Origin of the sequence: Arthrobacter sp. NPDC056493, from assembly GCF_042795115.1 — a bacterium.
Lineage (GTDB): Bacteria > Actinomycetota > Actinomycetes > Actinomycetales > Micrococcaceae > Arthrobacter.
The window spans coordinates 32559-55592 of record NZ_JBHTSL010000034.1; the positions used below are offsets into that span (position 1 = coordinate 32559).

Below are 23034 nucleotides of genomic sequence, written 5' to 3' on the forward strand. Positions count from 1 at the left end.
ACTACCGTTCGGCCGGCTGGCGGTCTGAACCGGAGCGCATGCGTTACCTCACGCGCGCACGCTGCAGCCCGCGCACTGCCGGACGTATCACCGCCCCCTATTCCCCGGCCCCGACCCATTCAACAGTGCCGTCACTGAAGAACTGTTCCTTCCAGATCGGCACCTGCGCCTTGACCCGGTCCACGAGCTCGGAACACACAGCAAAGGCCTGCCCGCGGTGGGCGGCCGATACCGCGCAGACGAGGGCAGGGTCGCCGATCTCCAGCGGGCCCACCCGGTGCGCGACCCAGATCCGGACGGGCTGGGACTCTGTCCCTTCGTGCCCGGCGGCCCCGGCCTGTTCGGCCACCAGCTGCGCCACGACGTCGTCCAGAACTTTCCGGGCCGTGGGGTGGGCGCTGTAGCTGAGCCGGTCCACCGGCTTGCCGCCGTCGTGGTTCCGGACCACCCCGCTGAAGCTGACCACGGCTCCGGCGGTCTCGGACTCCACAGCGGCGATGGCCTGATCCACGGAGATGGGCTCGGTGCTGAGCACCGCGGTTACTACTTCGAACGAAGCCTCAGTGGCCATGTCCGCCCTCCAACTGGTCGCACAGGTGCCCGATCACCGGGTCCAGGACGGACAGGCCGTCCATGACGCCCTTGGGTGATCCGGGCAGGTTGATGATGAAAGTCCGGCCGGCCGAACCGGCATGTCCCCGGCTCAGCATGGCATGCGGCGTCTTCGCCGTTCCGAACTGGCGGATACCCTCCATGATGCCGGGGATTTCGCGGTCCAGCAGCGGCAGGGTCATTTCCGGCGTGCGATCGTCCGGGCTCAGGCCCGTGCCGCCGCTGGTGATAACGACGGCGGGTTCCTGGCTCAGGAGCGCGCGGATCGCCGCGCCCACCGGTTCACCGTCGGGCACCACCATCACCGGATACGGCACGAACCCGTGTTCGGTGAGCCAGTCTGTGATGACCGGCCCGGTCTCGTCCTGGTAGACGCCGGAGGCAGCGCGGGTTGACGCAATGACGACGCCGGCCTTGCGGCCCTGCACCTCGCCGTGGACGTGCGCTCCCCTGGATTTGGAGGCGCTGGCCGTGGAATCGGGGGCCGTGGAATCGGTGCTGCTCACAGGGCCCAGTCCCCGCTTTTGCCGCCGCTCTTGGCCAGGACCTTGATATCCGTGAGGACAGCATGCTTGTCCACGGCCTTGATCATGTCGTAGACGCTCAGCGCGGCCACGGAGGCGGCCGTCAGGGCCTCCATTTCGACGCCGGTCACACCGCGGGTCTTGACGGTGGCCAGGATCTCCACGGTCTCGGGGCCCAGTTCGAAGTCGACAGTCACCTTCGAAATGGGGAGCGGATGGCACAACGGGATCAGCTCAGGCGTTTTCTTGGCCGCCATGATCCCGGCAACGCGGGCCACGGCCAGGGCGTCACCCTTGGGCAGGCCGCCGGTGCCCAGCAGCGCCAGGACCTCGGCGGTGCTGCGGACCGTCGCCGTGGCCGTGGCCTCGCGCGTGGTTTCCGGTTTTCCTGAGACGTCCACCATCTGGGCCGTGCCGTCACGGCGCAGGTGCGTCAGGGCGCCGTGGTCATTTTCTGCAGTCACAACATCCATACTTCCACCTCGGCGCCCTCGTCGAGGGCAGCGGTGCCGACGGGTACGTGCACCAGGGCATTCGAGTGGGCCAGCGCCTGCACCAAATGCGAGCTTTCGCCGCCCTCCAGCCGGACTGTGCCATCAGCCTGGAAAGACCCGCGCCGGACCTGGTGCTTGCCGGCCGGTGAGGTCAGCGACTGGGCCAGCCGGGCGCGGAACGTGGGCCTGTGCGCTGGCGCTCCGAACAGCTCGCCCAGCACCGGACGGAGGAACATCTCGAAGGAGACGAGGCAGCTGACGGGGTTCCCCGGAAACGCAAGGAGGGGGACGCCGTCGAACGTTCCCAGTCCCTGGGGGCCGCCGGGCTGCATAGCGACGTGCTGGAACGCGACGTCCTGGCCGTCCATGGCCTGCCGCACCACCTCGTAAGCGCCTTTGCTCACTCCCCCGGTGGTGACAACCAGGTCCACCTCGCGCGCATGGGTGCGCAGCAGCGCCCGCAGGCCGTCCGGACTGTCGGCGGAAATCCCTGCCCTGGTCACGCTAATTCCCGCCTGCCGCAGGGAGGACTCCAGGAGGGTGCCGTTGGCGTCATAGATTTTTCCCTCGCCCAACTGTTCCCCGGGTTCCACCACCTCATCGCCGGTGGTGACCAGCAGGACCGAAAGCTGCTGGTGGACCAGGACCTCCGGCAACCCCAGCGCGGCTAGCAGTCCCAGCTGCGCCGGCCCCAGGCAGGTGCCCGCTGCCAGGGCCTGCCGGCCAGCTTCGATGTCGCTTCCGGCGGCGCGGATGTACGTTCCGGCAGCCGTGGCGGGCAGCCTCACCTCAGCTTCTTCGCCCGGGGCCGGAAAGACGGAGGGGACGGCCTGTTCAATGGGTACGACGGCGTCTGCCCCGTCGGGCACCATGGCACCGGTCATGATGGGGACAGCGGTGCCTGGCTGCAGGGGCGCGGGCTTCGCCCCCGCCGGAACCGGGGCCGCCACGCGCAGGTCCGCGCCGCCGTCGGGCACGTCGCCGGAGCGGATGGCAAAGCCATCCATCTGGGAGTTTGGAAACGGGGGCAGGCTCAACGGAGCGGTGACATCCTCCGCCAGCCCGCGGCCCAGCGCCCGCACCAGCGGCAGCTTTTCGGTCCGCTCCGGGGACAGCAGGGGTTCGAGGAGCTCCCTGACCGCCTGCCGGTGGTCCGCGACGCTCCGGTGGGAACCGTGATCGTGCTTGCCCTCAACGTGCTGGCTGTGCTGATGGGCGCTGTGCTCGTGCGGGCTGTGCATGGTCCGGCCTTTGGTGGGCTACGTTTTCACGTCCACTCTAATGGTGTGGAAGCCGGTGGCACCGTCAGGCGCCACGGAGCGCTGTTCCTCCGTCTGGTCAGTGCCTTTGAGGTCCGTGGCCCGCACCTGGATTTCGTGCTGCCCGGGCTGCAGGTCGACGCCGAGCTGCCACTGGTACCACGTGTCCACCGAGATGCCCGGAGCCAGCTTGGCCGGTTGCCAGCTCCCCCCGTCCACGCGGAGCTCGACCCTGCCGATTCCGGTGTGCTGCTCCCAGGCCACACCGCCGAACACCACGGTCCCGGCCGGAACCGAGGCTCCGTCCCTGGGCACGTCGATCCGGGATGAGATCTTGATGGGACCGTGCTCAGACCAGCCGCGCGGCGTCCAGTAGGCAACGTCGTCGGCGAACCTGGTGACCTTGAGTTCGGTGAGCCACTTGGTCGCCGAGACATATCCGTACAGCCCGGGCACAATCATCCGCACGGGGAAGCCGTGTTCGAGTGGAAGCGGATCGCCGTTCATGCCCACGGCAAGCAGCGCATCCCGGCGGTCGGTGAGCGCCTCGAGCGGGGTGCTGGCCGTAAAGCCGTCCGAGCTTCGCGACAGGACCATGTCCGCGTCCGGCCTGGGTCCGGCCATGGCGAGCAGCTCCCGCACCGGCCAGCCCAGCCAGCGTGCGTTGCCGATCAGGTCGCCGCCCACCTCGTTGGACACGCAGGCGATGGTCACATACCGCTCGATCAGGGGTTTGGCCAGCAGCGCGTCGAACGTGAGCTCCACCTCGCGTTCCACCAGTCCGGTGACCTTGAGCTTCCACTCGCGGGAATCAAGCACGGGGACAGACAGGGCGGTGTCGATGCGGTAAAAGTCCGGGTTGGGTGTCACCAACGGGGCAACCCCCGCGAGTCCGGTGTCAGCGCCGGCCGGAATGGGCGGCGCCGGGGACTCCGGCACGGGCAGCCGCAGGGTCCGGCGAACCTCGTTGATGCCCGCGGCCCCGCCCCGCCATACGGTAACGACGGCGCCGCCCACCAGGACACCGGCGGCGGTGCCTCCCAGCAGCTGGAAGAAACCCCGCCTCGCCGGTCCAGGGGCGGCATCACCGGCAACGCCCGCATCAGCCAACCGCCGAACCAGCTTCAGCAGCACCGCGATCCCAATCCCGGCTGCAAGGAGAGGCAGGACGACGGCGGCGGCCGTCACCTGGGCGCGGGTCAGGACGGCGGCCAGGCCCACGACGCCGAAGACGGCAAAGACAACGGCACCCGCGAAGCGCCGGCGCAGCTCGAGGACGCCTGCCAGGGCAGCGAAAGCGGCGATGCCCAGCGCCATGCCGGCCAGCAGGGCCAGCTTGTCCGCTGTTCCGAAGAGGGAAACAGCCCAGTCCTTGACGCCCGGCGGTGCAGCGTCGATGACGGCGCCGCCCAGCGCTGTCATCGTTGAAAGTGAAGGACTGACGAAGCCGGCGATGAGTTCGCTGGCGACGAGTCCTGCGCCGGCAGCCACCACGCCGGCGGCCGCCGCCCACTTGCGCCGGCTTCGGCTTGGCTCATGGGACCCGTTCACCCCTCCAGCATAGATTCACCAGCCCGTTCCGGCACTGCCGCCGCCCTCCTGCGGCCGCCGCAGTTGCGGGGCGGCAGTGGCGGCACAGCCGCAGCGCAGTCAGGGGACGGGTCCGGTGTGATCGGCGCCCTATCGTGGCGTAGCCTTAAGTAATGAGTGTTCAGCTTGGCATACCGCAGCGCCGCGAGGGAGTGGCATCCAATTCGGGTTCGCAGTCCCTTCCCGCTACGCGCCCGGCAGGGGTTCCCGACCGCCGCCCGGCTGAGGCTCCCGCCGGCCTCGCCGACCGGTACGGCCGCAGGGCCACGGACATGCGGCTTTCGCTGACGGACAAGTGCAACCTGCGGTGTACCTACTGCATGCCGGCCGAGGGGCTGGAGTGGCTCGCCAAACAGGCAGTCATGACCGGCGAGGAAATCGCGCGGATCGTCGGCATCGGAGTCAACCGGCTGGGCGTGCGTGAACTGCGTTTGACCGGCGGTGAGCCGCTGGTGCGGGCCGACCTCGTCGACATCATTGGCGCCCTTCGCCAGGCCCACCCCGAACTTCCGATTTCCATGACGACGAACGGCGTGGGCCTGGACCGCAAGGCCGCAGCGCTCAAGGCGGCCGGCCTGACCCGCATCAACGTCTCCCTGGACTCGCTGCACGAGGAAACCTTCGCCAAACTGACCCGGCGCCCGTTCCTGGACCGGGTGCTCGCGGGCGTGGACGCCGCCTGGGCCGCCGGCCTGGGACCCGTGAAGCTCAACGCCGTGCTGATGCGGGGCATCAACGACACCGAATCGCCGTCCCTCCTCGCCTGGGCGCTGGAGCGCGGCTACGAGCTGCGGTTCATCGAGCAGATGCCGCTGGACGCCGACCACGGCTGGACCCGCCGGAACATGATTACCGCGGCCGAGATCCGCGAACTGCTCTCCGGGGAGTTCGTGCTGAGCCCGGATCCGCGTGCCCGCGACGGCGCACCGGCGGAACGCTTTGAAGTACGACGCCGGATGGCCGGTTCCGGTGATTCATCCGGTTCCGCTGATTCACACGGCTCCGCTGATTCACACGGCCCGGTGCTGGGCACGGTGGGGATCATCGCCTCCGTCACCGAGCCGTTCTGTTCCGACTGCCGGCGGACCCGGATCACCGCCGAGGGCAAGATCATGAGCTGCCTCTTCTCCCGCGAGGAATTCGACCTGCTCGGCCTGCTGCGGCAAGGCGCCAGCGACGAGCAGCTCGCCGAACGCTGGCAGGACGCCATGTGGCTGAAGCCCAAAGCCCACGGGATGGACCACGTGGGACTCGACGCTCCGGACTTCGTCCAGCCGGACCGCAGCATGAGCGCCATCGGAGGCTAATCCTTGAACGTACGATACTTCGCTGCCGCACGCGCCGCGGCCGGCGTGGATGAAGAGCGCTTCGAACTTCCCGCCGGCTCCACGGTGGAGGCGCTCCTCGCTGCCGTGCTCGGCGTCGAACGCCCTGAGCCTCCGGCCGGAACGCCGCCGCTGGACAGGATCCTGGCCCGCAGCAGCTTCCTGCTGAACGAGGTCGCTGTCCGGGACCGCACCACCCTCCTTGCGGCCGGCGACGTGGTGGACGTCCTGCCGCCCTTCGCCGGCGGCTAACCCAACTGTGTAACAGCACAGGGCGTTCCCAGCCGTGGGAACGCCCTGTGCTGCTACCGGGTTGGGTCGCACCCCGTTGGGTGGTCCGGCCGGACGCCCGGACCTACCATGGCACTACCTCGCCATTTACGCGCGCCGGCATTGGACCGCACCGGGAATGGACCTGAGGCAGGCCAAAGGAGACCGGAAATGTTCACCCTGCAGATTGAGCACGCCATCAAGGACTTCGACACGTGGAAGGCGGCCTTTGACCGCGACCCCGTGGACCGGGCCGGCTCCGGCGTCATAGCCCACCGGATCGGCCGCCCCGTGGAGGACGACCGGTACATCGTGGTGGACCTCGACTTCGAGCGCCAGGACCAGGCCGAGGCGTTCCTGGCCAAGCTGCGCGAAAATGTGTGGAGCTCCCCTGATGTGGCGCCCGCCCTGTCCGGCTCCCCGCAGACCCGGGTCATCGAACTGGTGGGCTGAGCCCCACGCCCTTACTTGGGGCGGACTTACGTCAGGCGCGGTGGCAGATGGAGGTCATGAACGGCTGAAAGCCCTGGGCCTCCCCCAGCCGCAGTTCGGCCGTGTGGATCAGCACGTCCTGGTCCACCCGGAAGGTGTGCCGGGCGGTGCCGCGGTCGCTGCGCCGCTCCACCGTGAGGGTCGCGTCGTGCCAGACACCACGGGCCGGAGCCGCCGGGGGCCTGCCCATGCTGTCGACGTAGTACCAAAGCGTTTCGTCGTGGTCCGGATCCACCGTGAAGACCCCGTGCCCCTCAAAATGCGTGCCGTCGGCTTCGGTATGGCGGTAGGACTGGACGACGGCGAACCCGCCGGCCGCGCGGGTGAACGTCACCTCCGCGGTGGCCGTACGTGCCGGACCCCACGGCGAGGCGGCCAGTTCGGTGGTTCCCAGCCAGCGCCCCACAAAGATCTCCAGCGCTTCATGCGCTGTTCCCGGTTGCGGCTGGTCCATCGTTCCTCCTATGCCGGAACTACCGTGAATTCAGAGCCCGAAGGTTTCCGACTCGTCGAAGGGGCCTACCACTGTGACCGTCCGGGGGGCCGCGGCAAGCTCGCTGGCCAGCTCCTGGACCTGTTCCGCCGTCACGGCTTTGATGAGCCGCAGGGTCTCGTCGATGTCCTGGTATTCGCCCGAGACCAGTTCGGCGCGGCCCAGCCGGGACATGCGGGAGCCGGTATCCTCCAGGGCCAGGACGATTCCGCCGCAGAGCTGTCCCACCGCCTTGCGGAGCTCGTCCTCGGAGATGCCGCCGGCCGCGAGGTCGTCGAGTTCGGCGCCAAGTAGTTCCAGGACTTGGCGGACCTTGGTGGGCGTGCAGCCGGCGTACATGCCGAAGTAGCCTGCGTCGGCGTAGGAGGACGCGAAGGAATACGTGGAGTACACGAGCCCGCGCTTCTCGCGGATCTCCTGGAACAGCCGTGACGACATTCCGCCGCCGAGCACGGCGTTCAGCACGCTCATGACGTAACGGCGTTCATCGGTGGCAACGATGGTGGGGCAGCCCATGATGATGTTGGCCTGTTCCACCGGCCGGGTGACCACGTGCAGCCCGGCGGTGCCGGTGATCTCCGCGCGCTCGGTGGAGCGACGCTCCACGGGAGCCGCCCCGGACTCAAGCGACCACCCGGCTGAGTGGAGGGCATCCACCACAAGCCGGCAGACGACGTCGTGCTCCAAACCGCCGGCGGCGGTGATCACCAGCTCATCCGGGCGGTAGTAGCGGCGGTAGTGGTCCCAGACGGAGTCACGCGCCACGGCGCGGATCGCGTCCGGCGTGCCGCCAATGGGGCGTCCGAGCGGATGGGTGCCAAGCACGGCGGCCACGAAATGCTCGTGGGCGACGTCCGTGGGGTCGTCGCTGTCCATGGCGATCTCTTCGAGGATGACGTCCCGCTCCTGCTCCATCTCTGCGGGATCCAGCACGGCGCCGGTGATCATGTCGGCGATGACGTCGATGGCCATCGGCAGGTCCGTGTCCAGTACCCGGGCGAAGTAGCAAGTGCTTTCCTTCGCGGTGGCGGCATTGGATTCGCCGCCCACCTCGTCAAAGGCTGACGCGATCTCCAGGGCCGTGCGCCTCTTGGTGCCCTTGAACAGCAGATGCTCAAGGAAGTGCGTGGAGCCGTGCTGACCTGGGGCTTCGTCACGGGACCCGACGCCCACCCAGAATCCGATGGTGGCTGAACGCTGCCCCGGCATGGCCTCAGTCAGGACGCGCACCCCGCCGGGGAGGACCGAGCGGCGGACTTCCGAACCGCCGTCGGCTCCATGGATCAGGGTGTCGCCGGGGTGGTTCTGCGCCAGCGGCAGGGGTACGACAGTCATCAAGGCCTTTCGGGAAGCGGAGCCAAATCTGCCTGCAATCGTACCAGCGGGCCCCGCCGTCGGCGTGGCTCTGACATGGGCTGTTTGCCGCCGCAAGCGGGGTTGGGGTGCGGGTTAAACGGGACGGGGCCGGTGGTACAACCAACGGCCCCGCCCTGATGGGTTCCGGCAGCACGCAGCTGCCGGAGCCCGGAACTACTCGGAAGCGTCCGAGCCTTCTGCCGGAGCCGAAGCGTGGACGCGGTCGGCTTCGCCGGCGCCTTCCTCTTCAGCCACTACCGGAGACAGGGACAGCTTTCCGCGGTCGTCGATCTTGGTGATCTCGACCTGGATCTTCTGACCGACGGAGACGACGTCGTCGACGTTGTCCACGCGCTTGCCGCCGGCGATCTTGCGCAGCTCGGAGATGTGCAGCAGGCCGTCCTTGCCCGGGGTCAGGGAAACGAAGGCGCCGAAGGTGGTGGTCTTGACGACCGTACCCAGGTAGCGCTCGCCGATTTCCGGAACCTGCGGGTTGGCGATGGCGTTGATCGCGGAGCGTGCGGCGTCGGCGGACGGGCCGTTGGTGGCGCCGATGTAGACGGTGCCGTCGTCCTCGATGGAGATGTCCGCGCCGGTGTCCTCCTGGATCTGGTTGATCATCTTGCCCTTGGGGCCGATGACCTCGCCGATCTTGTCCACGGGGATCTTGACGGCGATGACGCGCGGAGCGAACTCGGAGAGCTCATCCGGGGTGTCGATCGCGGCGTTGATGACCTCGAGGATGTGCAGGCGGGCCTCGCGGGCCTGCTTCAGTGCTGCTGCCAGCACGGATGCCGGGATGCCGTCGAGCTTGGTGTCCAGCTGGATGGCCGTGACGAACTCGGAGGTACCGGCAACCTTGAAGTCCATGTCGCCGAAGGCATCTTCGGCGCCGAGGATATCGGTCAGGGCGGCGTAGCGGGTCTGGCCGTCCACCTGGTCGGAGACCAGGCCCATGGCGATACCAGCGACGGCGGCCTTCAACGGAACACCGGCGTTGAGCATGGACAGCGTCGAGGCGCAGACCGAGCCCATGGAGGTGGAGCCGTTGGAGCCGAGGGCTTCGGACACCTGGCGGATGGCGTACGGGAATTCCTCGCGGGACGGCAGCACCGGGACGAGCGCGCGCTCGGCGAGGGCACCGTGGCCGATTTCACGGCGCTTCGGGGAACCGACGCGGCCGGTCTCACCGGTGGAGTACGGCGGGAAGTTGTAGTTGTGCATGTAGCGCTTGCGCGTTACCGGCGACAGCGAGTCGATCTGCTGTTCCATCTTGAGCATGTTCAGCGTGGTGACGCCCATGATCTGGGTTTCGCCACGTTCGAAGATGGCAGAGCCGTGAACGCGGGGCAGGACCTCGACCTCGGCGGTGAGCTGGCGGATGTCCGTCAGGCCACGGCCGTCGATGCGGACCTGGTCCTTGAGGATGCGCTGGCGCACAACGTGCTTGGTCACCGAGCGGAACGCTGCGGAAACTTCCTTCTCGCGGCCCTCGAACTGGCCGGACAGGGAGGCAACAACCTCGTCCTTCAGCTCGTCGGCTGCGTTGTCGCGCTCCTGCTTGTCAGCGATCTGGAAGACAGACGTGAGCTTCTCGGCTGCGGCAGCCTCGACGGCGGCGTACACGTCGTCCTGGTAGTCCAGGAAGACGGGGAACTCGACGGTGGGCTTGGCGGCGCGGGCGGCCAGGTCCTGCTGGGCTTCGCAGAGTGCCTTGATGAACGGCTTGGCAGCCTCGAGGCCCTCGGAAACAACCTCTTCGGTGGGAGCGGTGGCGCCCTGTTCCTTGATGAGGCTCCAGGAGTTGTCAGTGGCTTCGGCCTCGACCATCATGATGGCGATGTCGTCTCCGTCGGCTCCCGACACAGTCCTACCGGCAACGACCATGTTGAACACGGAGTTCTCAAGCTGGGAGTGCTTCGGGAAGGCAACCCACTGCGAACCCTGCTCGTCGGCGACGAGGGCAACGCGGACGCCGCCGATCGGGCCGGAGAACGGCAGGCCGGACAGCTGGGTGGACATCGAGGAGGCGTTGATGGCCACGACGTCGTAGAGCTCGTCCGGGTTGATCGCCAGAACGGTGACGACGATCTGGACCTCGTTGCGCAGGCCCTTGACGAACGCGGGGCGCAGCGGGCGGTCCATCAGGCGGCAGGCCAGGATGGCTTCGGTGGACGGGCGGCCTTCGCGGCGGAAGAACGAGCCCGGGATGCGGCCGGCGGCGTACATGCGCTCTTCGACGTCCACCGTCAGGGGGAAGAAGTCAAAGCCTTCACGCGGGTGCTTGCCTGCGGTGGTGGCGGAGAGCAGCGCGGTGTCCTCGTCGATGTACACCATGGCTGCGCCGGCTGCCTGCTTGGCAAGACGGCCGGTTTCGAAGCGGATTACACGCTTGCCAAAGCGGCCATTGTCAATGACTGCTTCTGAGAACTGGATTTCGGGACCCTCCAAGAGAGTCACCTCCGTTTCCTATGTAACGGAAGTCCAGCCGCATCAACCCAGCCCAGCATCTGTCTACTGGCCCTGCACCCGGTCATCGATCGAGACCCTCGGGCCGGCTTCAATCAGCGAAGCTTCCCGGGAATCACTACCGAGGACCGCGAATGCGTGATGCGGTTGATCCTCCTGTTTAGTTTTTATGTACTGACGAGGCGGCCCGTTCCGGGAGGAAAGGGCCGCCTCCAAACCAGACTAGCGGCGCAGGCCGAGGCGCTCGATGAGCGAACGGTAGCGGGCGATGTCGGTGTTCTTCAGGTAAGTCAGCATGCGCTTGCGGCGACCAACCATGGCCAGCAGACCGCGCTGGGTGTGGAAGTCGTGCTTGTGCTCCTTCATGTGCTCAGTCAGATCCTTGATCCGCTGAGTCAGGACCGCAATCTGGACCTCCGGCGAACCGGTGTCGCCCTCGGACGTTGCGAAATCCTTGATGATGGACTGCTTTACGGCGGCGTCAAGTGCCACAATAACTCCTAGAGATGTGCCGTGAGGCCCGAGTCAGTAATTCACTGCCGGGGGTGCCGGCGCGGACTTCCGAGGAACGTTCCGCACAAGACAGGACCCAGCAACCACGGACTGCAGCCGGATCCACCGCTTAGTTTACCGGCCGCGTTGCAATCTTGTCGAAACGGCAACGGGGCCGGTCAAACCGCACGAAACCCGCTCAGGCCTCCGGAAGCAGGTCCCGGATGGCTGCCATGCCGCGGTGGAGTTCGGCAAAGCCGGTGCTCAGCGGCGACAGTCCGATCCTGATGCCCTGCGGTGCGCGGAAGTCCGGGATCACATCTCTCTGCCAGAGTGCCGCGGTCACCTCACGGAAAGCGGGATGGTCAACGGTGATGTGGCCACCGCGGCGGTCCGGATCCCGGGGCGTGGCAAGCCTCACCCCGGCCGGCGCCAGCCAGGCGTCGTGCAGTTCCAGCGCATAGCCGGTGAGCTGCCGCGACTTTTCGCGGATGGCGGCCATTCCGGCCTCGTCAATCAGGTCCAGCGTGCCGCGCATGGCGATCATTCCAAAGATGGCCGGCGTTCCGCTCAGGAAACCGCGGATGCCGGCGGCCGGTTCGTAGCCCGGGCCCATCTCGAACGCGTCCTTGCGGCCCATCCATCCCCAGATGGGCTGCGCCAGTCCGGGCAGGTGCCGGTCATTGACGTAGGCGAAGGCGGGCGAGCCAGGCCCGCCGTTCAGGTACTTGTATGTGCAGCCCGCGGCAAAGTCCACATTCCAGGCATCCAGCTGCAACTCCACGGCCCCGGCGGAATGGCACAGGTCCCAGACCACCAGCCCGCCGGCGTCGTGCACTGCCTCCGTAATGGCCGGCAGGTCCGCAAGATACCCTGAGCGGTAAGCCACATGGCTAAGGAGGACGACGGCGGTGGCCGGCCCCACGGCCTCCCTCACCTGGTCGAGGTGGACACCCGAGGCGGGATCCGCCTCGATCCAGCGCAGGGTCAGGCCCGCCTCCCTGGCGATGCCTTCGACGAGATAACGGTCGGTGGGAAAGTTGTCTGTGTCCGCCACGATCTCTGTGCGCGCCGGATCCCCGACGGCGGCCAGCGCAGTCCGGATCAGCTTGTACAGCACCACGGTGGTGGAGTCGGCGATGATGGCCTGTCCCGTGGCGGCGCCCAGCACCGCCCGCCCCAGCTGGTCGCCGATGGCCTGGGGCATGTCCAGCCATTCCTCGTCCCAGCCCCTGATCAGCCGCCCGCCCCAGCCCTCCTGGATGAACGTGGCAATGTCCCCGGCGGTCCGCTTGAGCGGACGTCCCAGGGAGTTGCCGTCCAGGTAGGACAGCTCGGTGTCCGCGCCGACGAACAGGTCCCGGTACCGGGACAGCGGGTCTTCGGCGTCGAGGCTTGCGGCCTTTTCCAGCAGGGCGTCGCCTGCCTGCGTGGTCACTGTCCGATCTCCGTGCGCACGGCGAACAGCTCAGGGAAGAACGTCAGCTCGAGCGCCTTTTGCAGGAAGGCTGCTCCGGAGGAGCCGCCGGTGCCAGCTTTCATACCGATGGTGCGCTGCACGGTGCGCAGGTGCCGGAACCGCCACAGCTGGAAGTTGTCCTCCAGGTCAACCAGTTCCTCGCATGCCTCATATGCTCCCCAGTTCTGCGCGGCGTTCTCGTAGATGTGCTTGAAGACAGGCACCAGCGCGGGCTCAAACTCATGCGCCCGGGTCACATCCCGGTTCAGCACCTCCGGCGGAACATCGAAGCCCTGGCGGTGCAGGTAAGCGAGGAATTCGTCATAGATGCTCGGCGCGTGCAGGACCTCGGTCAGCAGCGCGTGGGCTTCGGGATCGGACTCGAAGACGGGAAGCATCTTCCTGTTCTTGTTGCCCAGGACGAACTCCACGGCACGGTACTGGCTGGACTGGAAACCGGACGAATTGCCCAGGAACCCGCGGAATTCCGCGTATTCGGTGGGTGTCAGCGTGGCCAGCACGGACCACTGTTCGGTGAGGGTCTTCTGGATGTGCTTGACCCGCGCGATGCCCTTCAGGGCCGAGCCGAGGTCATCGGAACGCAGCCACTGCGCGGCACTGCGGAGCTCGTGGAGCACGAGCTTCAGCCACAGCTCCGTGGTCTGGTGCTGGATGATGAACAGCAGTTCGTCATGGTGTTCCGGGATGCTGACGGGCTGCTGGGCGCTGAGCAGCGTGGGCAGCTGAAGGTAGGACGCATAACTCATGCGGGAACTGAAATCCCGCACAATCCCCTTGTCCAGTTTCCGGGTGTTCTTCTCTACGGTCACAGCGTCGCCTTCCTTGCCAATACTGTGTGGTGCGGACCTGTGTGGTGCAGGAACGCGAGGTGCCGCCGGTCAGCGCCTGAGCAGGATGTCGTGCGTCTGCAGGACGTCCTGGCGCATCTGCTCCACGAGGGCTTCAGGCCCACGGTATGCCACCATGCCGCGGAGCCTGGCCACGAATTCCACGACTACTGTCTGGCCGTACAGATCGAAGTCCTCGATGCGCTCTTCAGGCCTGTCGATGACGTGTGCCTCAACCTGGCGGCTCACGCCGTCGAACGTGGGGTTTGAGCCAACCGAGATGGCGGCCGGCCAGCGGGTCCCGGCCTCGTCCACGAGCCAGCCCGCGTAGATGCCGTCCGCGGGAATCAGGCCGCTCGCGTCGCTGGAGAGGTTGGCAGTGGGGAAACCGAGGTCGCGTCCACGCGCGGCTCCGTGAACCACCTCGCCCCGCATCCGGTGTGCCCGGCCCAGGACCGCGGCGGCGGTGCCGACGTCTCCTTCCCGGAGCGCTTCACGCACCCAGGTGGAGGAACAGCGGCGGTCCGTTCCGCCGTCGTCATGCAGCGGGAAGCCTTCGGAGCCGAACTCGCTAATCACCAGCACCTCAAAGCCGAACTTCTCCCCCAGTTCCTGCATGGTGTTCAGGTCGCCCGAGTTTCCCTTGCCGAACCGGGTGTCGTGGCCGATCACCACGTGGCTCGCGTGGAGGCTGTCCACCAGGACCGAGCCTACGAACTCTTCCGGGGTGAGGCCGGCGAGCTCCAGGGAGTACTTCATGACCAGAATGGCGTCCAGTCCGAGCTCGCCGAGCGCCTGGAGTTTGTCCTCCAGGCCCATGATCAGTTCGGGCGCGCTTTCCGGCCGGTGGACCAGGGCCGGATGGGGGTCGAACGTCACGGCAACCGACTTGGCGTTGTTCAGCCGCGCGGTCCTGATGAGCTGGGACAGCACCTGCTGGTGGCCGCGGTGGACGCCGTCGAAATTGCCGATAGTGACAACGGAAGGTCCAAAGTCTTCGGGGACCTCGGTCGGATCATTCCAGATGTGGACCATCAACCTCGCCTTTTACTGCCTGACAGAACGTGTTTCCGGCGCGCCGGGGCCGGAACTCTCTAAGGTTACCCGCAATCATTGCCTGTCACGGACGCCCGGATGAGTGGCCAGATGAGCGGCGGCGCGGAGGCCCCGACGCGTCGCGGAGTGCGCGGCGGGGCGGGCGGTCAGGAAGGGCCTACCTTCTGCAGGCACGTGCGGCTAGGATGCAAAGCCAGCGCCCGGGCATCCTTGCCCCGAGCTATCTGAGTGTCATCCGCGTTACAACCGCACGGATCGCCCGCGAGATGAGCGGGCCGGAAGGAGCCACGCCATGAGTGATATCCAGGAGCTGCTGGGACAGATCCCTGTCCAGCAGATTGCTTCCCTGTTGGGGACTGATACGGCGTCCGCGCAGGCCGCTGTGGAAGCCGCCGTGCCGACGCTGCTTGCCGGAATGCAGAGCAATGCCCAGGCGCCGGACGGTGCCGCGGCGCTGGAATCCGAGCTGGCCAGGCACCGTAACGGACTGGCCGACGGCGGAGTGGATCCGTCGCAGGTTGACACCCAGGACGGCGAAAAGATCGTTGGCCATGTCTTTGGCGGCCAGCAGGACCAGGTGGCCAACCGGCTGGCGGGGACAGCGAACCTCGGCGGTGTCGGCGGGGACCTCGTCCGGAAACTTCTGCCGATCCTCGCACCGATCGTCATGTCCTATCTGGCCAAAAAGGTCCTCGGCGGCCGGCAGGATTCCGGCGCGCAGAGTCCCGGAACACAGTCATCCCCGGCCGGCGGAGGCGGGATTGATCTGGGAAGCATCCTCGGGGGAATCCTGGGCGGCGGCCTCGGCGGCCTTGGTTCCGGCGGACAGGGCGGCGGTGGGCTTGGTTCAGGAGGGCTTGGCGATATCCTGGGCGGCATTCTTGGCGGCGGCCCGCAACCGCAGCAGGCTCCGCTGACCGGGGAGGACCAGGAACCGCCCGCGCAATCCGGCCCGGCACCGGATCCGATTGACGCGGGACAGGCGAACGGCTCAGCGCCAACGAACGACCCAGCGCCACCGGCGCACCGGTCGGTGACGCCTGGCGAGCTGATCGAAGTGGACCTGCCCGACGAGAACCGCTAGATCGGGGACACCCGGGCGACCGGATTATTAAACCGGCCGCATTCAAGACCGGCCGGATGCCCATTCCGGCAGCCCGGAACGGTGGTTCCTAGACCGCCCGGGCCGACGGCCGACGTCGGTAGAGCCAGATGAGGCCCAGGATCGGCAGGATCAGCGGAACGAAAGCGTAGCCGCGGCCAAACGCGGACCACACGGTCTCGTGCGGGAACTGCACGGAATCGAACAGGCTCAGCGCCCCCACGATAATGACGCCCACCAGTTCCACCAGCACTGCGACCAGGGAAACCTTGAACCACGTGCGGCCAGCCTTGGCCAGCGACACCGTGGCCACGACATAGACGACGGCGGCGAAGGCGGAAAGCAGGTAGGCCAGCGGGGCGTCGGAGAACTTGGTGAGGATCTGGTATCCGGCCCGTGCGGTGGCCGATATGGCAAAGATGGCGTAGACGGCGATGAGGAGCCGGCCGGGGCCGGTGTTCCTCGTGTCGGCGGGGCGCTTGCCGGTGTGTTCGGACGTATCAGTCAACTTGCGTGCTTCTTCCACTTCAGTACCAGATCTGATTCATGCGGGCGGCCATGACGAGGGCAGTGACTCCGACGGCGGCCAGGACGAAATTGCTCCAGCGGGTCCGTTCCAGGATGGACCAGTACACGGCCGCGACCGGCAGCAGGAGGGCGGTGGCGAGGTAGCCCCAGAACTCCCATGCCTCACCGGCGATCTGCTCCCCCGCGATCACCCGTACTATGGAGCCCACGAGGTAGACCAGCAGGGCCAGTTCGACGGCGGCCACCGAAAGGATGGTGATGTCGTTCGGGGCCTTCTTCATAAGGCCGGCCGCCACACAGATGAGCGTGGAGAGCAGGCCGACGGCCAGGATGATGTAAAAATACGCGTCCAACGCTAGGCCTGCCCGCCGCCGTCGGCCGGTGAACCGCTTCGAACGCCGGCGTCTGTCCCGGAACTGCTGGAGCCGCCGGAACTGTTGGAGCTGCCGGAACTGTTGGAGCTGCCGGGTCCCGTTCCCGGGGCGAAGACCAGCACGGGTTTGGCGAAGCTTCCGCTGTCCGCGAGCAGCGCCACCAACGATCCGTCAGGTGCGAACGCGGCTGCGGGCTTGTCCGCGGTGGGGGCTCCCGGTGTGCCCGCCGCGGTGCCGGCGGCAATGCGCCGGCCAAACGAAATCTCAGTGGTTTCATCGGCGCTCAGTTCCCGGTTGGGCATGAGAGCCCTGGCCGCCTGCGACATTTCCAGGACTTCGAGATCTTCGGCGAGCTGTTCGAGGGTGCGCGCCTGGTCCAGCGAGTAGGGTCCCACGTTGGTCCGCCGCAGTGCGGTGAGGTGTCCGCCGACGCCGAGGGAGTTGCCAAGGTCGCGGGCGAGGGCACGGATGTAGGTGCCCGATGAACATTCCACTGTGACGTCGACGTCCACAACATCAGTGTCGTGTCCGGCGGCCTGGTCCCGGCGGATTCCATGAATGTCGAAGCGGTGAATGGTGACCGGCCGGGCAGCCAGCTTGACTTCCTCCCCCGAACGGACGCGGGCATAAGAGCGCTCACCGTTGACCTTGATGGCGCTGACGCTGCTGGGGACCTGCTGGATCTCCCCGGTCAGGGACTCCACGCCGGAGCGGATGGCGTCCTCGGTCAGGAATGCGGCGCTCGCCCGGCTGACAACTTCGCCCTCGGCGTCATCGGTGATGGTGGACTCCCCCAGCCGGATGGTCGCCGTGTAGGTCTTGGACGTGCCCACGATGTACGTGAGGAGCCGCGTGGCCTTGTTGATGCCGAGTACCAGCACACCGGTGGCCATGGGATCCAGCGTTCCCGCGTGGCCCACTTTCCGGGTACCGGCGATTCTCCGCATCCGTCCAACCACATCGTGGCTGGTCCATCCCTGCGGTTTGTCCACTATTACCAGTCCAGAAAGCACGCCTATCAGTATATCGGGGACGCGGAGGAGGTATTGGGGACGCGCTCCGCTCATCGGCCACGCGGCGACACCCGGCGCTAGGATGGCACTCATGCCCGAGCTTTCCGCGCACATACGCGACGTTCCCGTCAACCAGATCCGCGAGATCACCGAGGCGGCGTGGCGCACACCTGGGGCGCTGATCCTGAGCATCGGAGAGCCCGGGTTCCCGCTGCCCCGCCATGTCCTGGATGCCGGAATCGCGTGCCTGGACCGTGACGAGACCAACTACACGCCGAATGCCGGCATCCCGCCGCTCCGGGAGGCTTTCGCCACCAGGTTCCGGGAGCAGTCCGGCGTAGACATCGGCGCGGACCGCGTATACGTGGTCGACGGCGCCCAGCAGGGTCTGCACTTCGCCATGAGCCTGCTTCTCGCTCCCGGCGACGAAATCCTGATCCCCAATCCGGGCTATCCCACGTTTGCCATGACCAGCCGGCTGCTGCACGCCGTCCCCGTGGAGTATCCCCTGTACCCCGCGCACGATTTCCAGCCCCGGATCGGGGACATCGAGGCGCTCATCACGGACCGTACACGTGTGCTCATGCTGAACTCGCCGTCGAACCCTTTGGGTGCAGTCCTCCGGGAGGACCTGACCCGTGAACTGGTGGAACTGGCCCGCCGCCACGACCTGTGGATCATCTCGGACGAATGCTACGAGGCCTTCACTTACGACGTCCCGCACGTGAGTCCTGCCCGGTTCGACAGCACTGCCCCAGGCGAGGCGCGCGTGTTCACCTCGCTGACGCTGTCCAAAACCTATGGGCTCACCGGATTGCGTATTGGGGCGCTGATCTGCCCGCCCGGGCTGGAGCAGCGGATGAACAACGTCATGGAGGCGATCGTCTCCTGCGTGGCGTCGCCGTCCCAGTACGCGGCGCTCGCCGCGTTGACCGGACCACAGGACTATGTGTCGCAGGCCCACGCGCATTACCGCGGCAACCGCGACGCGGCGTCGGCTGTGCTGGCACAGAAGGGCATTCCGTTCCTGAGCGCGCAAGGGGCGTTCTACCTGTGGGCGGACGTCTCGCACGTGAGCGGCGGAAACGTCCGGGCCTGGGTCAAGCAATTCCTCGCCGAGGCCGGTGTCGCCTTTGCTCCCGGAACCGCCTTTGGCTCCATCGGCGAGGGCTGGATCCGGATCGCGTTGTGCGGCGACCAGAGCGAATTGGTCGAGGGCGTGGGCAGGCTCCCAGGGCGGTAGCCTGCCCGGTAAGAGAATTCAGTAGTCGGTGCGTTCGGCGTTGTTGCGCCAGGCATCGAACGGGTCGGCCGACGTCGGAACCGGGGTGTGGCTGACCGGCAGCAGTTCCGGCCGGGAGCCGCCGAAGTATTCGTAGAAGAGTGCGTCGTCAAATCCAGCGGACGCTGCGCCGTGCCGGTCGGCGGCGAAGTACACCCGGTCGATCCGCGCCCAGAGCGCTGCCGCGAGGCACAGCGGGCAGGGCTCGCAGCTGGCGTACAGGACGGCGCCACTGAGGTCGAAGTTCCGAGTCTCCGCCGCGGCAGTCCGGATGGCCACCACCTCGGCGTGGGCGGTGGGGTCGTTGTCCCGGGTGACGCGGTTGACCCCTTCGTGGACGGTGCCGTCGGCCGTCACCACCAGCGCACCGAAGGGCCCGCCGCCGGCCGCGACGTTCCGTTGGGCCAATGCCACAGCCTCGGTCAAGTATTCGGTCACGTCTGCAGCTGATGGGTGGGCGCGCATGGTCTGATCATAGCCAGCCGGATGGCACTGCGGGACTGGGCGGCGCCATCTCCCGGTAGTCGACATGCGGTAGCCGGTGCCAGTTCGACGGCGAGGACGGCACGGTCCCGCGGAATCTCCTCGTCGGCCGCACTCATTCCCGTTGGGGTCGTGAGCGGAAGTATTGGTTGCGGCGTGGTTTTCGGTGGGGGTCGAGTTCGGGTGGGGGTTTGAACCAGGGCACCTCGTTGGTGACGTCGATGTGCCAGTTTTCCTTGTGGATGAGGTGGTGGTGGTGGCTGCAGAGGAGGACGCCGTTTCCGGTGCTGGTGGTTCCGCCGCGGGACCAGTAGGTGATGTGGTGGGCTTCGCACCAGGGTGCGGGGATGGTGCAGCCGGGGAATGCGCAGCCTTGGTCGCGGGCGGTGATGGCTTTGCGGATGTGGGGTGGGAAGACGCGTGCGGCGCGGCCGATGTCCAGGATGCGTCCTTGGGTGCCGAGGACGACGGGGATGATGTCGGCGTCGCAGGCGATTTTGCGGATCGTGGCCGGGTTCACCGGCCCGCTGAACGCGAACAGGGCGGTGCCGTCGCCGGTCCGGCCCGTATTGGCCGGTTGCCGTCCCTGAGCATCCTGGGCCCACTGTGCGTCTGGCGCTTTTTGATGGTCTTGGCGTTGTTGGAGTTCGGCGAGGAGGTCGCGGTAATCGATGGTGGCCAGGATTTGGGGCCGGTGCCCGCCGTTGGCGGGCAGGGTATCTGTGGTGAGGGCTGTTTGGCAGGCGCCGACGAGCCCGTCGAGCCGTTTTTGCGCATCGGACCGGTGGTCCAGGGTGATCTCCGGGATGCCCGGGGTGTCCCACCTGGCTGGATCGCTCTGTTCACCCGCCGCTGTGCCGGCGGGGCTGGACCCGGCACCACCGGTCCCGTCACTGTCGTTCCCGCCGTCGGTTTCGTGTCCCGGTGCGATGGTGCGGGGGTTGGTGGCGGTGTTCATGACGGTGGTGAGGGTTTCCAACTGTTCGGTGGTGGCGAAGATTTCCAGGTGCTGCAGGCCGTGTTTGGGCCGGCGGATGAAGGCGCCCTGGATCTGGCGGAGGGCCGCTTCGGAGGGTTCGGTGCCGTCCTGGTCGATCGCTTCGGCCCAGTGCCGGGCGACCCGGGTCAGGAAGTCCGCGTCGTTCTCGACGGCGGTGACGGTCAGGTCGTGTTCCATCTCCGCGGCCCGGGCGGGGGTGGTGAAATGCCGTGCCCGGTCCAGGGCGAGGGTGATGGTGGTCCCGGCGCGTGAGCTGACCTGCCCGGTGCTGATGGCGGCGGCGAGCTCTTCGTAGCGGAGCGGGAGCTGCTGTCCGCCGAAACCGGCCCGGGGCAGGACCGAATCGGCAAGGGCGAGGCGGCGGCTGGCCTCGCCGGCGCTGATCCGCAGCCTGCCGCGGAGGAATTCGACGGTGTTCCGGGAACCGTCAGCGCCCGGATCCGCGCCTGAATCCTGGCCCAAAGCAGCGGTGGGGACGAGGGGTGCCGCGGCGGCGGTGAGGGCCTCGGTGCGGGACCGGTCCACCGCCCCGGCGGCGAGCACCTGCAGATGCTCCACCTTCCGGGAGAGCTCCTCGACCCGGTCCGCGAAATCAGCGGACTGACGGAAACCCCACAGCCCGGTGTCCTCGGCGCTGATGGGGTCCGAGGCCAGCAACGCAAGGGACTGGTCGACCGCGTCGGCCGCGGCTGGAAGGCTCTGCAGGGCGTTCGCCCCCATGGACACCAACCCGCCGCCGCCGGACTGTCCGGCCCGCTGTCCGGCCCGGTGTGCGGCACCCTCTGCGGTGAATCCCCCAACGGTTTCCATAAAACCATTGTGCTGAGGGGGTCTGACATTTTTTGCCTCGGGGTCGGGAGCGACCCCGCTGTCCCGGCCATCGCCGTCGTTCCCTCCGACGGAAGCCAACCCACCGCTACCGGGCCGTCCGGCCCGGTCTGCGGTGAATCCCCCAACGGCTTCCATAGATCCATTGTGATGAGGGGGTCTGACATTAACAGCCCCGCCGTCGGGAGCAACCTCGCTGTCCCAGCCACCGCCGTCGTTCCCCGCAACAACAGCCAACCCACCAGCACGGGGCCGTCCGGCCCGGTCTGCAGCGCTCCCCGCGGTGAATCCCCCAACGGCTTCCATAGATCCAGTTTGAAGAGGCGGTCTGACAGTTTTCTGCCCCGCGGGCCGGCTCCCCGAACACTTTTTCGCCGGTGCAAGCAGACGCCGGCCCATCGACATGCCGCCAAGGCCGGGCTTAAAATGCGCGCGTCGGGGGACCCGTTTTTCGGACCACATATCGGTCTCAATGTTTCTGGATGCGCAACAAAGACATTGGAGACGGCATGGAAAAGCAACGAGCACTTTTGGCGGCTGTCGCGGCTGCCTCACTCCTTTTGTCGGCGTCCCCGGCTGGCCACGCGGCCCCGGCAGGCAAGGCCGCAGCAACCCAGTCGGCACACACTGTGCTTGCCAAGGGCCTGCTGAGCCCGCTCCACCTCAGCGACGGACCGGGCGGTTCGGTTCTGGTCAGCGAGGAATTCAAGGGGCAGCTGACGAAAATCGCCCGGGACGGCAGCAAATCGGTGGTCTACCGGAACGCGGCTTGGGACGTGGCCGGCAGCGACCGCCGCGGCCGCACCATTTACCTTGCAGAGAGCCAAGGCGCCGGCCCCATGGACCCGAAGCCGCTGGCCGGTCACATCAGAAGCATTGACGCCGACGGCAAGCACCGCACCTTCGGCGACCTCGCGGCCCTTGAGATAAAGCACAACGCCGACGCCGGCACCAGCTACGGCTTCAAGGACCTTCCTGCCGCCTGCATTGCGAAACTGCCCAAGGATGTTCCGGTCTCCTACAAGGGCCAGATCGATTCGCATCCCTACGGGATCGATGTCTATGGCAGCACCATCTACGTCGCCGACGCCGGAGCCAACGCCATCGTCTCGGTCGACGTGGAGTCAGGCGAGGCCGAAACCGTTGCCGTGCTTCCCGCCCGGCCACACACGTTCACCGCCAAGGAAGCCGCGGCCCTCAAGCTTCCGGGCTGCGTCGCCGGCCACACCTACCGTTTCGAGCCGGTGCCCACCGACGTCAAGCGCGGACCGGACGGCTGGCTGTACGTCTCGGTGCTGCCTGGCGGCCCGGAGGACCCTGCGCTGGGTGCCCGCGGGGCGGTGTACAAGGTCAACCCACACAACGGCCACGTTAAGCTGTTCGCCGACAACGTGATGTCACCGACCGGCCTGGACATGGACGACGACGGGCACGTGTACGTTGCGTCGCTGTTCGGCGAGGGCGTCCTGAGGCTGTCCGCCCACTCAGGGAGGCAGACGGTGGTGCTTCCGGGCGTGCTCACGGCCGACGTCGACATCAGGGGTGAATCCGTCTACGCAACCGTCAACTCGCTGCCCGCACCGAATGCGGCACCGGACGGCCGCGTCGTGAAAGCCCCGCTGGACGACTAACGAAAAGTAAGGACCGGGAGGCAAAAGTAAGGGTGCGGCCGGATCGAAGAGATC

The 23034-nt window shown here is 67.2% G+C and carries 23 protein-coding genes; 6 read left to right on the forward strand and 17 right to left on the reverse strand.

Annotation, left to right across the window (positions count from 1 at the left end):
• Nucleotides 1-97: 97 nt before the first annotated feature.
• The 5 genes from ACFQ50_RS14495 to ACFQ50_RS14515 form a co-directional block, all read right to left on the reverse strand.
• A complete protein-coding gene (locus tag ACFQ50_RS14495; RefSeq protein ID WP_377996242.1) occupies nucleotides 98-571 on the reverse strand; it encodes a molybdenum cofactor biosynthesis protein MoaE in 474 nt (157 codons plus the stop codon).
• Nucleotides 561-1040: a molybdenum cofactor biosynthesis protein B gene (locus tag ACFQ50_RS14500; protein WP_377996263.1), complete on the reverse strand. Its 480-nt coding sequence runs from the start codon at nucleotides 1038-1040 to the stop codon at nucleotides 561-563. Before ACFQ50_RS14500 ends, ACFQ50_RS14495 begins: the two co-directional genes overlap by 11 nt.
• A gap of 74 nt (nucleotides 1041-1114) precedes the next feature.
• Nucleotides 1115-1609, reverse strand: coding sequence for a cyclic pyranopterin monophosphate synthase MoaC (moaC, locus tag ACFQ50_RS14505; protein ID WP_377996243.1), 495 nt, complete (start codon nucleotides 1607-1609; stop codon nucleotides 1115-1117).
• Nucleotides 1597-2871: a gephyrin-like molybdotransferase Glp gene (gene glp / locus ACFQ50_RS14510; protein ID WP_377996244.1), complete on the reverse strand. Its 1275-nt coding sequence runs from the start codon at nucleotides 2869-2871 to the stop codon at nucleotides 1597-1599. Before glp ends, moaC begins: the two co-directional genes overlap by 13 nt.
• Before the next feature lie 18 nt (nucleotides 2872-2889).
• A complete protein-coding gene (locus ACFQ50_RS14515; RefSeq protein WP_377996265.1) occupies nucleotides 2890-4311 on the reverse strand; it encodes a molybdopterin-dependent oxidoreductase in 1422 nt (473 codons plus the stop codon).
• Between the two features lie 281 nt (nucleotides 4312-4592).
• On the opposite strand from ACFQ50_RS14515, the gene moaA reads away from it, so the two are divergent.
• The 3 genes from moaA to ACFQ50_RS14530 all read left to right on the forward strand — a co-directional run bounded on the left by moaA (nucleotide 4593) and on the right by ACFQ50_RS14530 (nucleotide 6527).
• Complete coding sequence (moaA, locus tag ACFQ50_RS14520) at nucleotides 4593-5786, forward strand: GTP 3',8-cyclase MoaA (RefSeq protein WP_377996245.1); 1194 nt, start codon at nucleotides 4593-4595, stop codon at nucleotides 5784-5786.
• A 3-nt stretch (nucleotides 5787-5789) separates the two neighbouring features.
• Entirely contained in the window at nucleotides 5790-6056 is a 267-nt protein-coding gene (locus ACFQ50_RS14525) for a MoaD/ThiS family protein (RefSeq protein WP_377996246.1), read from the forward strand.
• A gap of 189 nt (nucleotides 6057-6245) precedes the next feature.
• Nucleotides 6246-6527 (forward strand): hypothetical protein, encoded by a 282-nt coding sequence (locus ACFQ50_RS14530; RefSeq protein WP_377996248.1) that lies wholly within the window; start codon nucleotides 6246-6248, stop codon nucleotides 6525-6527.
• 31 nt (nucleotides 6528-6558) lie between these two features.
• On the opposite strand, the gene ACFQ50_RS14535 is transcribed toward ACFQ50_RS14530, so the two are convergent.
• From ACFQ50_RS14535 to ACFQ50_RS14565, 7 genes are all read right to left on the reverse strand, one after another.
• Nucleotides 6559-7020, reverse strand: a complete 462-nt coding sequence (locus tag ACFQ50_RS14535; protein WP_377996249.1) for a DUF1579 family protein — start codon at nucleotides 7018-7020, stop codon at nucleotides 6559-6561.
• A gap of 30 nt (nucleotides 7021-7050) precedes the next feature.
• The gene (locus ACFQ50_RS14540) at nucleotides 7051-8394 is read right to left on the reverse strand and encodes a M16 family metallopeptidase (protein ID WP_377996250.1); all 1344 of its coding nucleotides are present in this window, start codon (nucleotides 8392-8394) and stop codon (nucleotides 7051-7053) included.
• Nucleotides 8395-8589: 195 nt separating this feature from the next.
• Nucleotides 8590-10866 carry a polyribonucleotide nucleotidyltransferase gene (locus ACFQ50_RS14545; RefSeq protein ID WP_377996266.1) on the reverse strand — a complete coding sequence of 759 codons (2277 nt, stop codon included), beginning with the start codon at nucleotides 10864-10866 and terminating at the stop codon, nucleotides 8590-8592.
• Nucleotides 10867-11106: 240 nt separating this feature from the next.
• Nucleotides 11107-11376: a 30S ribosomal protein S15 gene (gene rpsO, locus ACFQ50_RS14550; protein ID WP_102970860.1), complete on the reverse strand. Its 270-nt coding sequence runs from the start codon at nucleotides 11374-11376 to the stop codon at nucleotides 11107-11109.
• Nucleotides 11377-11575: 199 nt separating this feature from the next.
• The gene (gene kynU, locus ACFQ50_RS14555) at nucleotides 11576-12814 is read right to left on the reverse strand and encodes a kynureninase (protein WP_377996251.1); all 1239 of its coding nucleotides are present in this window, start codon (nucleotides 12812-12814) and stop codon (nucleotides 11576-11578) included.
• On the reverse strand, nucleotides 12811-13665 hold the full coding sequence (gene kynA / locus ACFQ50_RS14560) for a tryptophan 2,3-dioxygenase (protein ID WP_377996252.1): 855 nt from the start codon (nucleotides 13663-13665) through the stop codon (nucleotides 12811-12813). The genes kynU and kynA overlap by 4 nt, the downstream gene beginning before the upstream one ends.
• A 69-nt stretch (nucleotides 13666-13734) precedes the next feature.
• The gene (locus tag ACFQ50_RS14565) at nucleotides 13735-14718 is read right to left on the reverse strand and encodes a bifunctional riboflavin kinase/FAD synthetase (RefSeq protein WP_377996253.1); all 984 of its coding nucleotides are present in this window, start codon (nucleotides 14716-14718) and stop codon (nucleotides 13735-13737) included.
• 313 nt (nucleotides 14719-15031) lie between these two features.
• On the opposite strand from ACFQ50_RS14565, the gene ACFQ50_RS14570 reads away from it, so the two are divergent.
• Nucleotides 15032-15823 (forward strand): DUF937 domain-containing protein, encoded by a 792-nt coding sequence (locus ACFQ50_RS14570; RefSeq protein ID WP_377996255.1) that lies wholly within the window; start codon nucleotides 15032-15034, stop codon nucleotides 15821-15823.
• 88 nt (nucleotides 15824-15911) lie between these two features.
• On the opposite strand, the gene ACFQ50_RS14575 is transcribed toward ACFQ50_RS14570, so the two are convergent.
• Genes ACFQ50_RS14575 through truB form a run of 3 tightly spaced genes read right to left on the reverse strand, consistent with a single transcriptional unit; the run spans nucleotide 15912 to nucleotide 17756 of the window.
• Entirely contained in the window at nucleotides 15912-16349 is a 438-nt protein-coding gene (locus ACFQ50_RS14575) for a hypothetical protein (protein ID WP_377996256.1), read from the reverse strand.
• 19 nt (nucleotides 16350-16368) lie between these two features.
• Nucleotides 16369-16722, reverse strand: a complete 354-nt coding sequence (locus ACFQ50_RS14580) for a hypothetical protein (RefSeq protein WP_377996257.1) — start codon at nucleotides 16720-16722, stop codon at nucleotides 16369-16371.
• A gap of 2 nt (nucleotides 16723-16724) precedes the next feature.
• Nucleotides 16725-17756: a tRNA pseudouridine(55) synthase TruB gene (truB, locus tag ACFQ50_RS14585; protein WP_377996258.1), complete on the reverse strand. Its 1032-nt coding sequence runs from the start codon at nucleotides 17754-17756 to the stop codon at nucleotides 16725-16727.
• 91 nt (nucleotides 17757-17847) lie between these two features.
• On the opposite strand from truB, the gene ACFQ50_RS14590 reads away from it, so the two are divergent.
• A complete protein-coding gene (locus ACFQ50_RS14590) occupies nucleotides 17848-18999 on the forward strand; it encodes a pyridoxal phosphate-dependent aminotransferase (RefSeq protein ID WP_377996259.1) in 1152 nt (383 codons plus the stop codon).
• 18 nt (nucleotides 19000-19017) lie between these two features.
• On the opposite strand, the gene ACFQ50_RS14595 is transcribed toward ACFQ50_RS14590, so the two are convergent.
• Together ACFQ50_RS14595 and ACFQ50_RS14600 are read right to left on the reverse strand one after the other, a co-directional pair.
• Nucleotides 19018-19503 (reverse strand): nucleoside deaminase, encoded by a 486-nt coding sequence (locus ACFQ50_RS14595; RefSeq protein ID WP_377996260.1) that lies wholly within the window; start codon nucleotides 19501-19503, stop codon nucleotides 19018-19020.
• A 133-nt stretch (nucleotides 19504-19636) separates the two neighbouring features.
• The gene (locus tag ACFQ50_RS14600) at nucleotides 19637-21331 is read right to left on the reverse strand and encodes a DUF222 domain-containing protein (protein WP_377996261.1); all 1695 of its coding nucleotides are present in this window, start codon (nucleotides 21329-21331) and stop codon (nucleotides 19637-19639) included.
• 527 nt (nucleotides 21332-21858) lie between these two features.
• Between ACFQ50_RS14600 and ACFQ50_RS14605 the strand changes: the two genes are divergently transcribed.
• Entirely contained in the window at nucleotides 21859-22980 is a 1122-nt protein-coding gene (locus tag ACFQ50_RS14605; protein ID WP_377996262.1) for a ScyD/ScyE family protein, read from the forward strand.
• Nucleotides 22981-23034 lie beyond the last annotated feature (54 nt).

Coding starts and splice junctions, on each gene's coding strand:
- ACFQ50_RS14495 (WP_377996242.1), bottom strand. CDS start 571: ATGGCCACTGAGGCTTCGTTCGAAGTAGTAACCGCGGTGCTCAGCACC.
- moaC (WP_377996243.1), bottom strand. CDS start 1,609: ATGGATGTTGTGACTGCAGAAAATGACCACGGCGCCCTGACGCACCTG.
- glp (WP_377996244.1), bottom strand. CDS start 2,871: ATGCACAGCCCGCACGAGCACAGCGCCCATCAGCACAGCCAGCACGTT.
- ACFQ50_RS14515 (WP_377996265.1), bottom strand. CDS start 4,311: ATGACAGCGCTGGGCGGCGCCGTCATCGACGCTGCACCGCCGGGCGTC.
- moaA (WP_377996245.1), top strand. CDS start 4,593: ATGAGTGTTCAGCTTGGCATACCGCAGCGCCGCGAGGGAGTGGCATCC.
- ACFQ50_RS14530 (WP_377996248.1), top strand. CDS start 6,246: ATGTTCACCCTGCAGATTGAGCACGCCATCAAGGACTTCGACACGTGG.
- ACFQ50_RS14535 (WP_377996249.1), bottom strand. CDS start 7,020: ATGGACCAGCCGCAACCGGGAACAGCGCATGAAGCGCTGGAGATCTTT.
- ACFQ50_RS14540 (WP_377996250.1), bottom strand. CDS start 8,394: ATGACTGTCGTACCCCTGCCGCTGGCGCAGAACCACCCCGGCGACACC.
- ACFQ50_RS14565 (WP_377996253.1), bottom strand. CDS start 14,718: ATGGTCCACATCTGGAATGATCCGACCGAGGTCCCCGAAGACTTTGGA.
- ACFQ50_RS14570 (WP_377996255.1), top strand. CDS start 15,032: ATGAGTGATATCCAGGAGCTGCTGGGACAGATCCCTGTCCAGCAGATT.
- ACFQ50_RS14590 (WP_377996259.1), top strand. CDS start 17,848: ATGCCCGAGCTTTCCGCGCACATACGCGACGTTCCCGTCAACCAGATC.
- ACFQ50_RS14595 (WP_377996260.1), bottom strand. CDS start 19,503: ATGCGCGCCCACCCATCAGCTGCAGACGTGACCGAATACTTGACCGAG.
- ACFQ50_RS14600 (WP_377996261.1), bottom strand. CDS start 21,331: ATGGAAACCGTTGGGGGATTCACCGCAGAGGGTGCCGCACACCGGGCC.
- ACFQ50_RS14605 (WP_377996262.1), top strand. CDS start 21,859: ATGGAAAAGCAACGAGCACTTTTGGCGGCTGTCGCGGCTGCCTCACTC.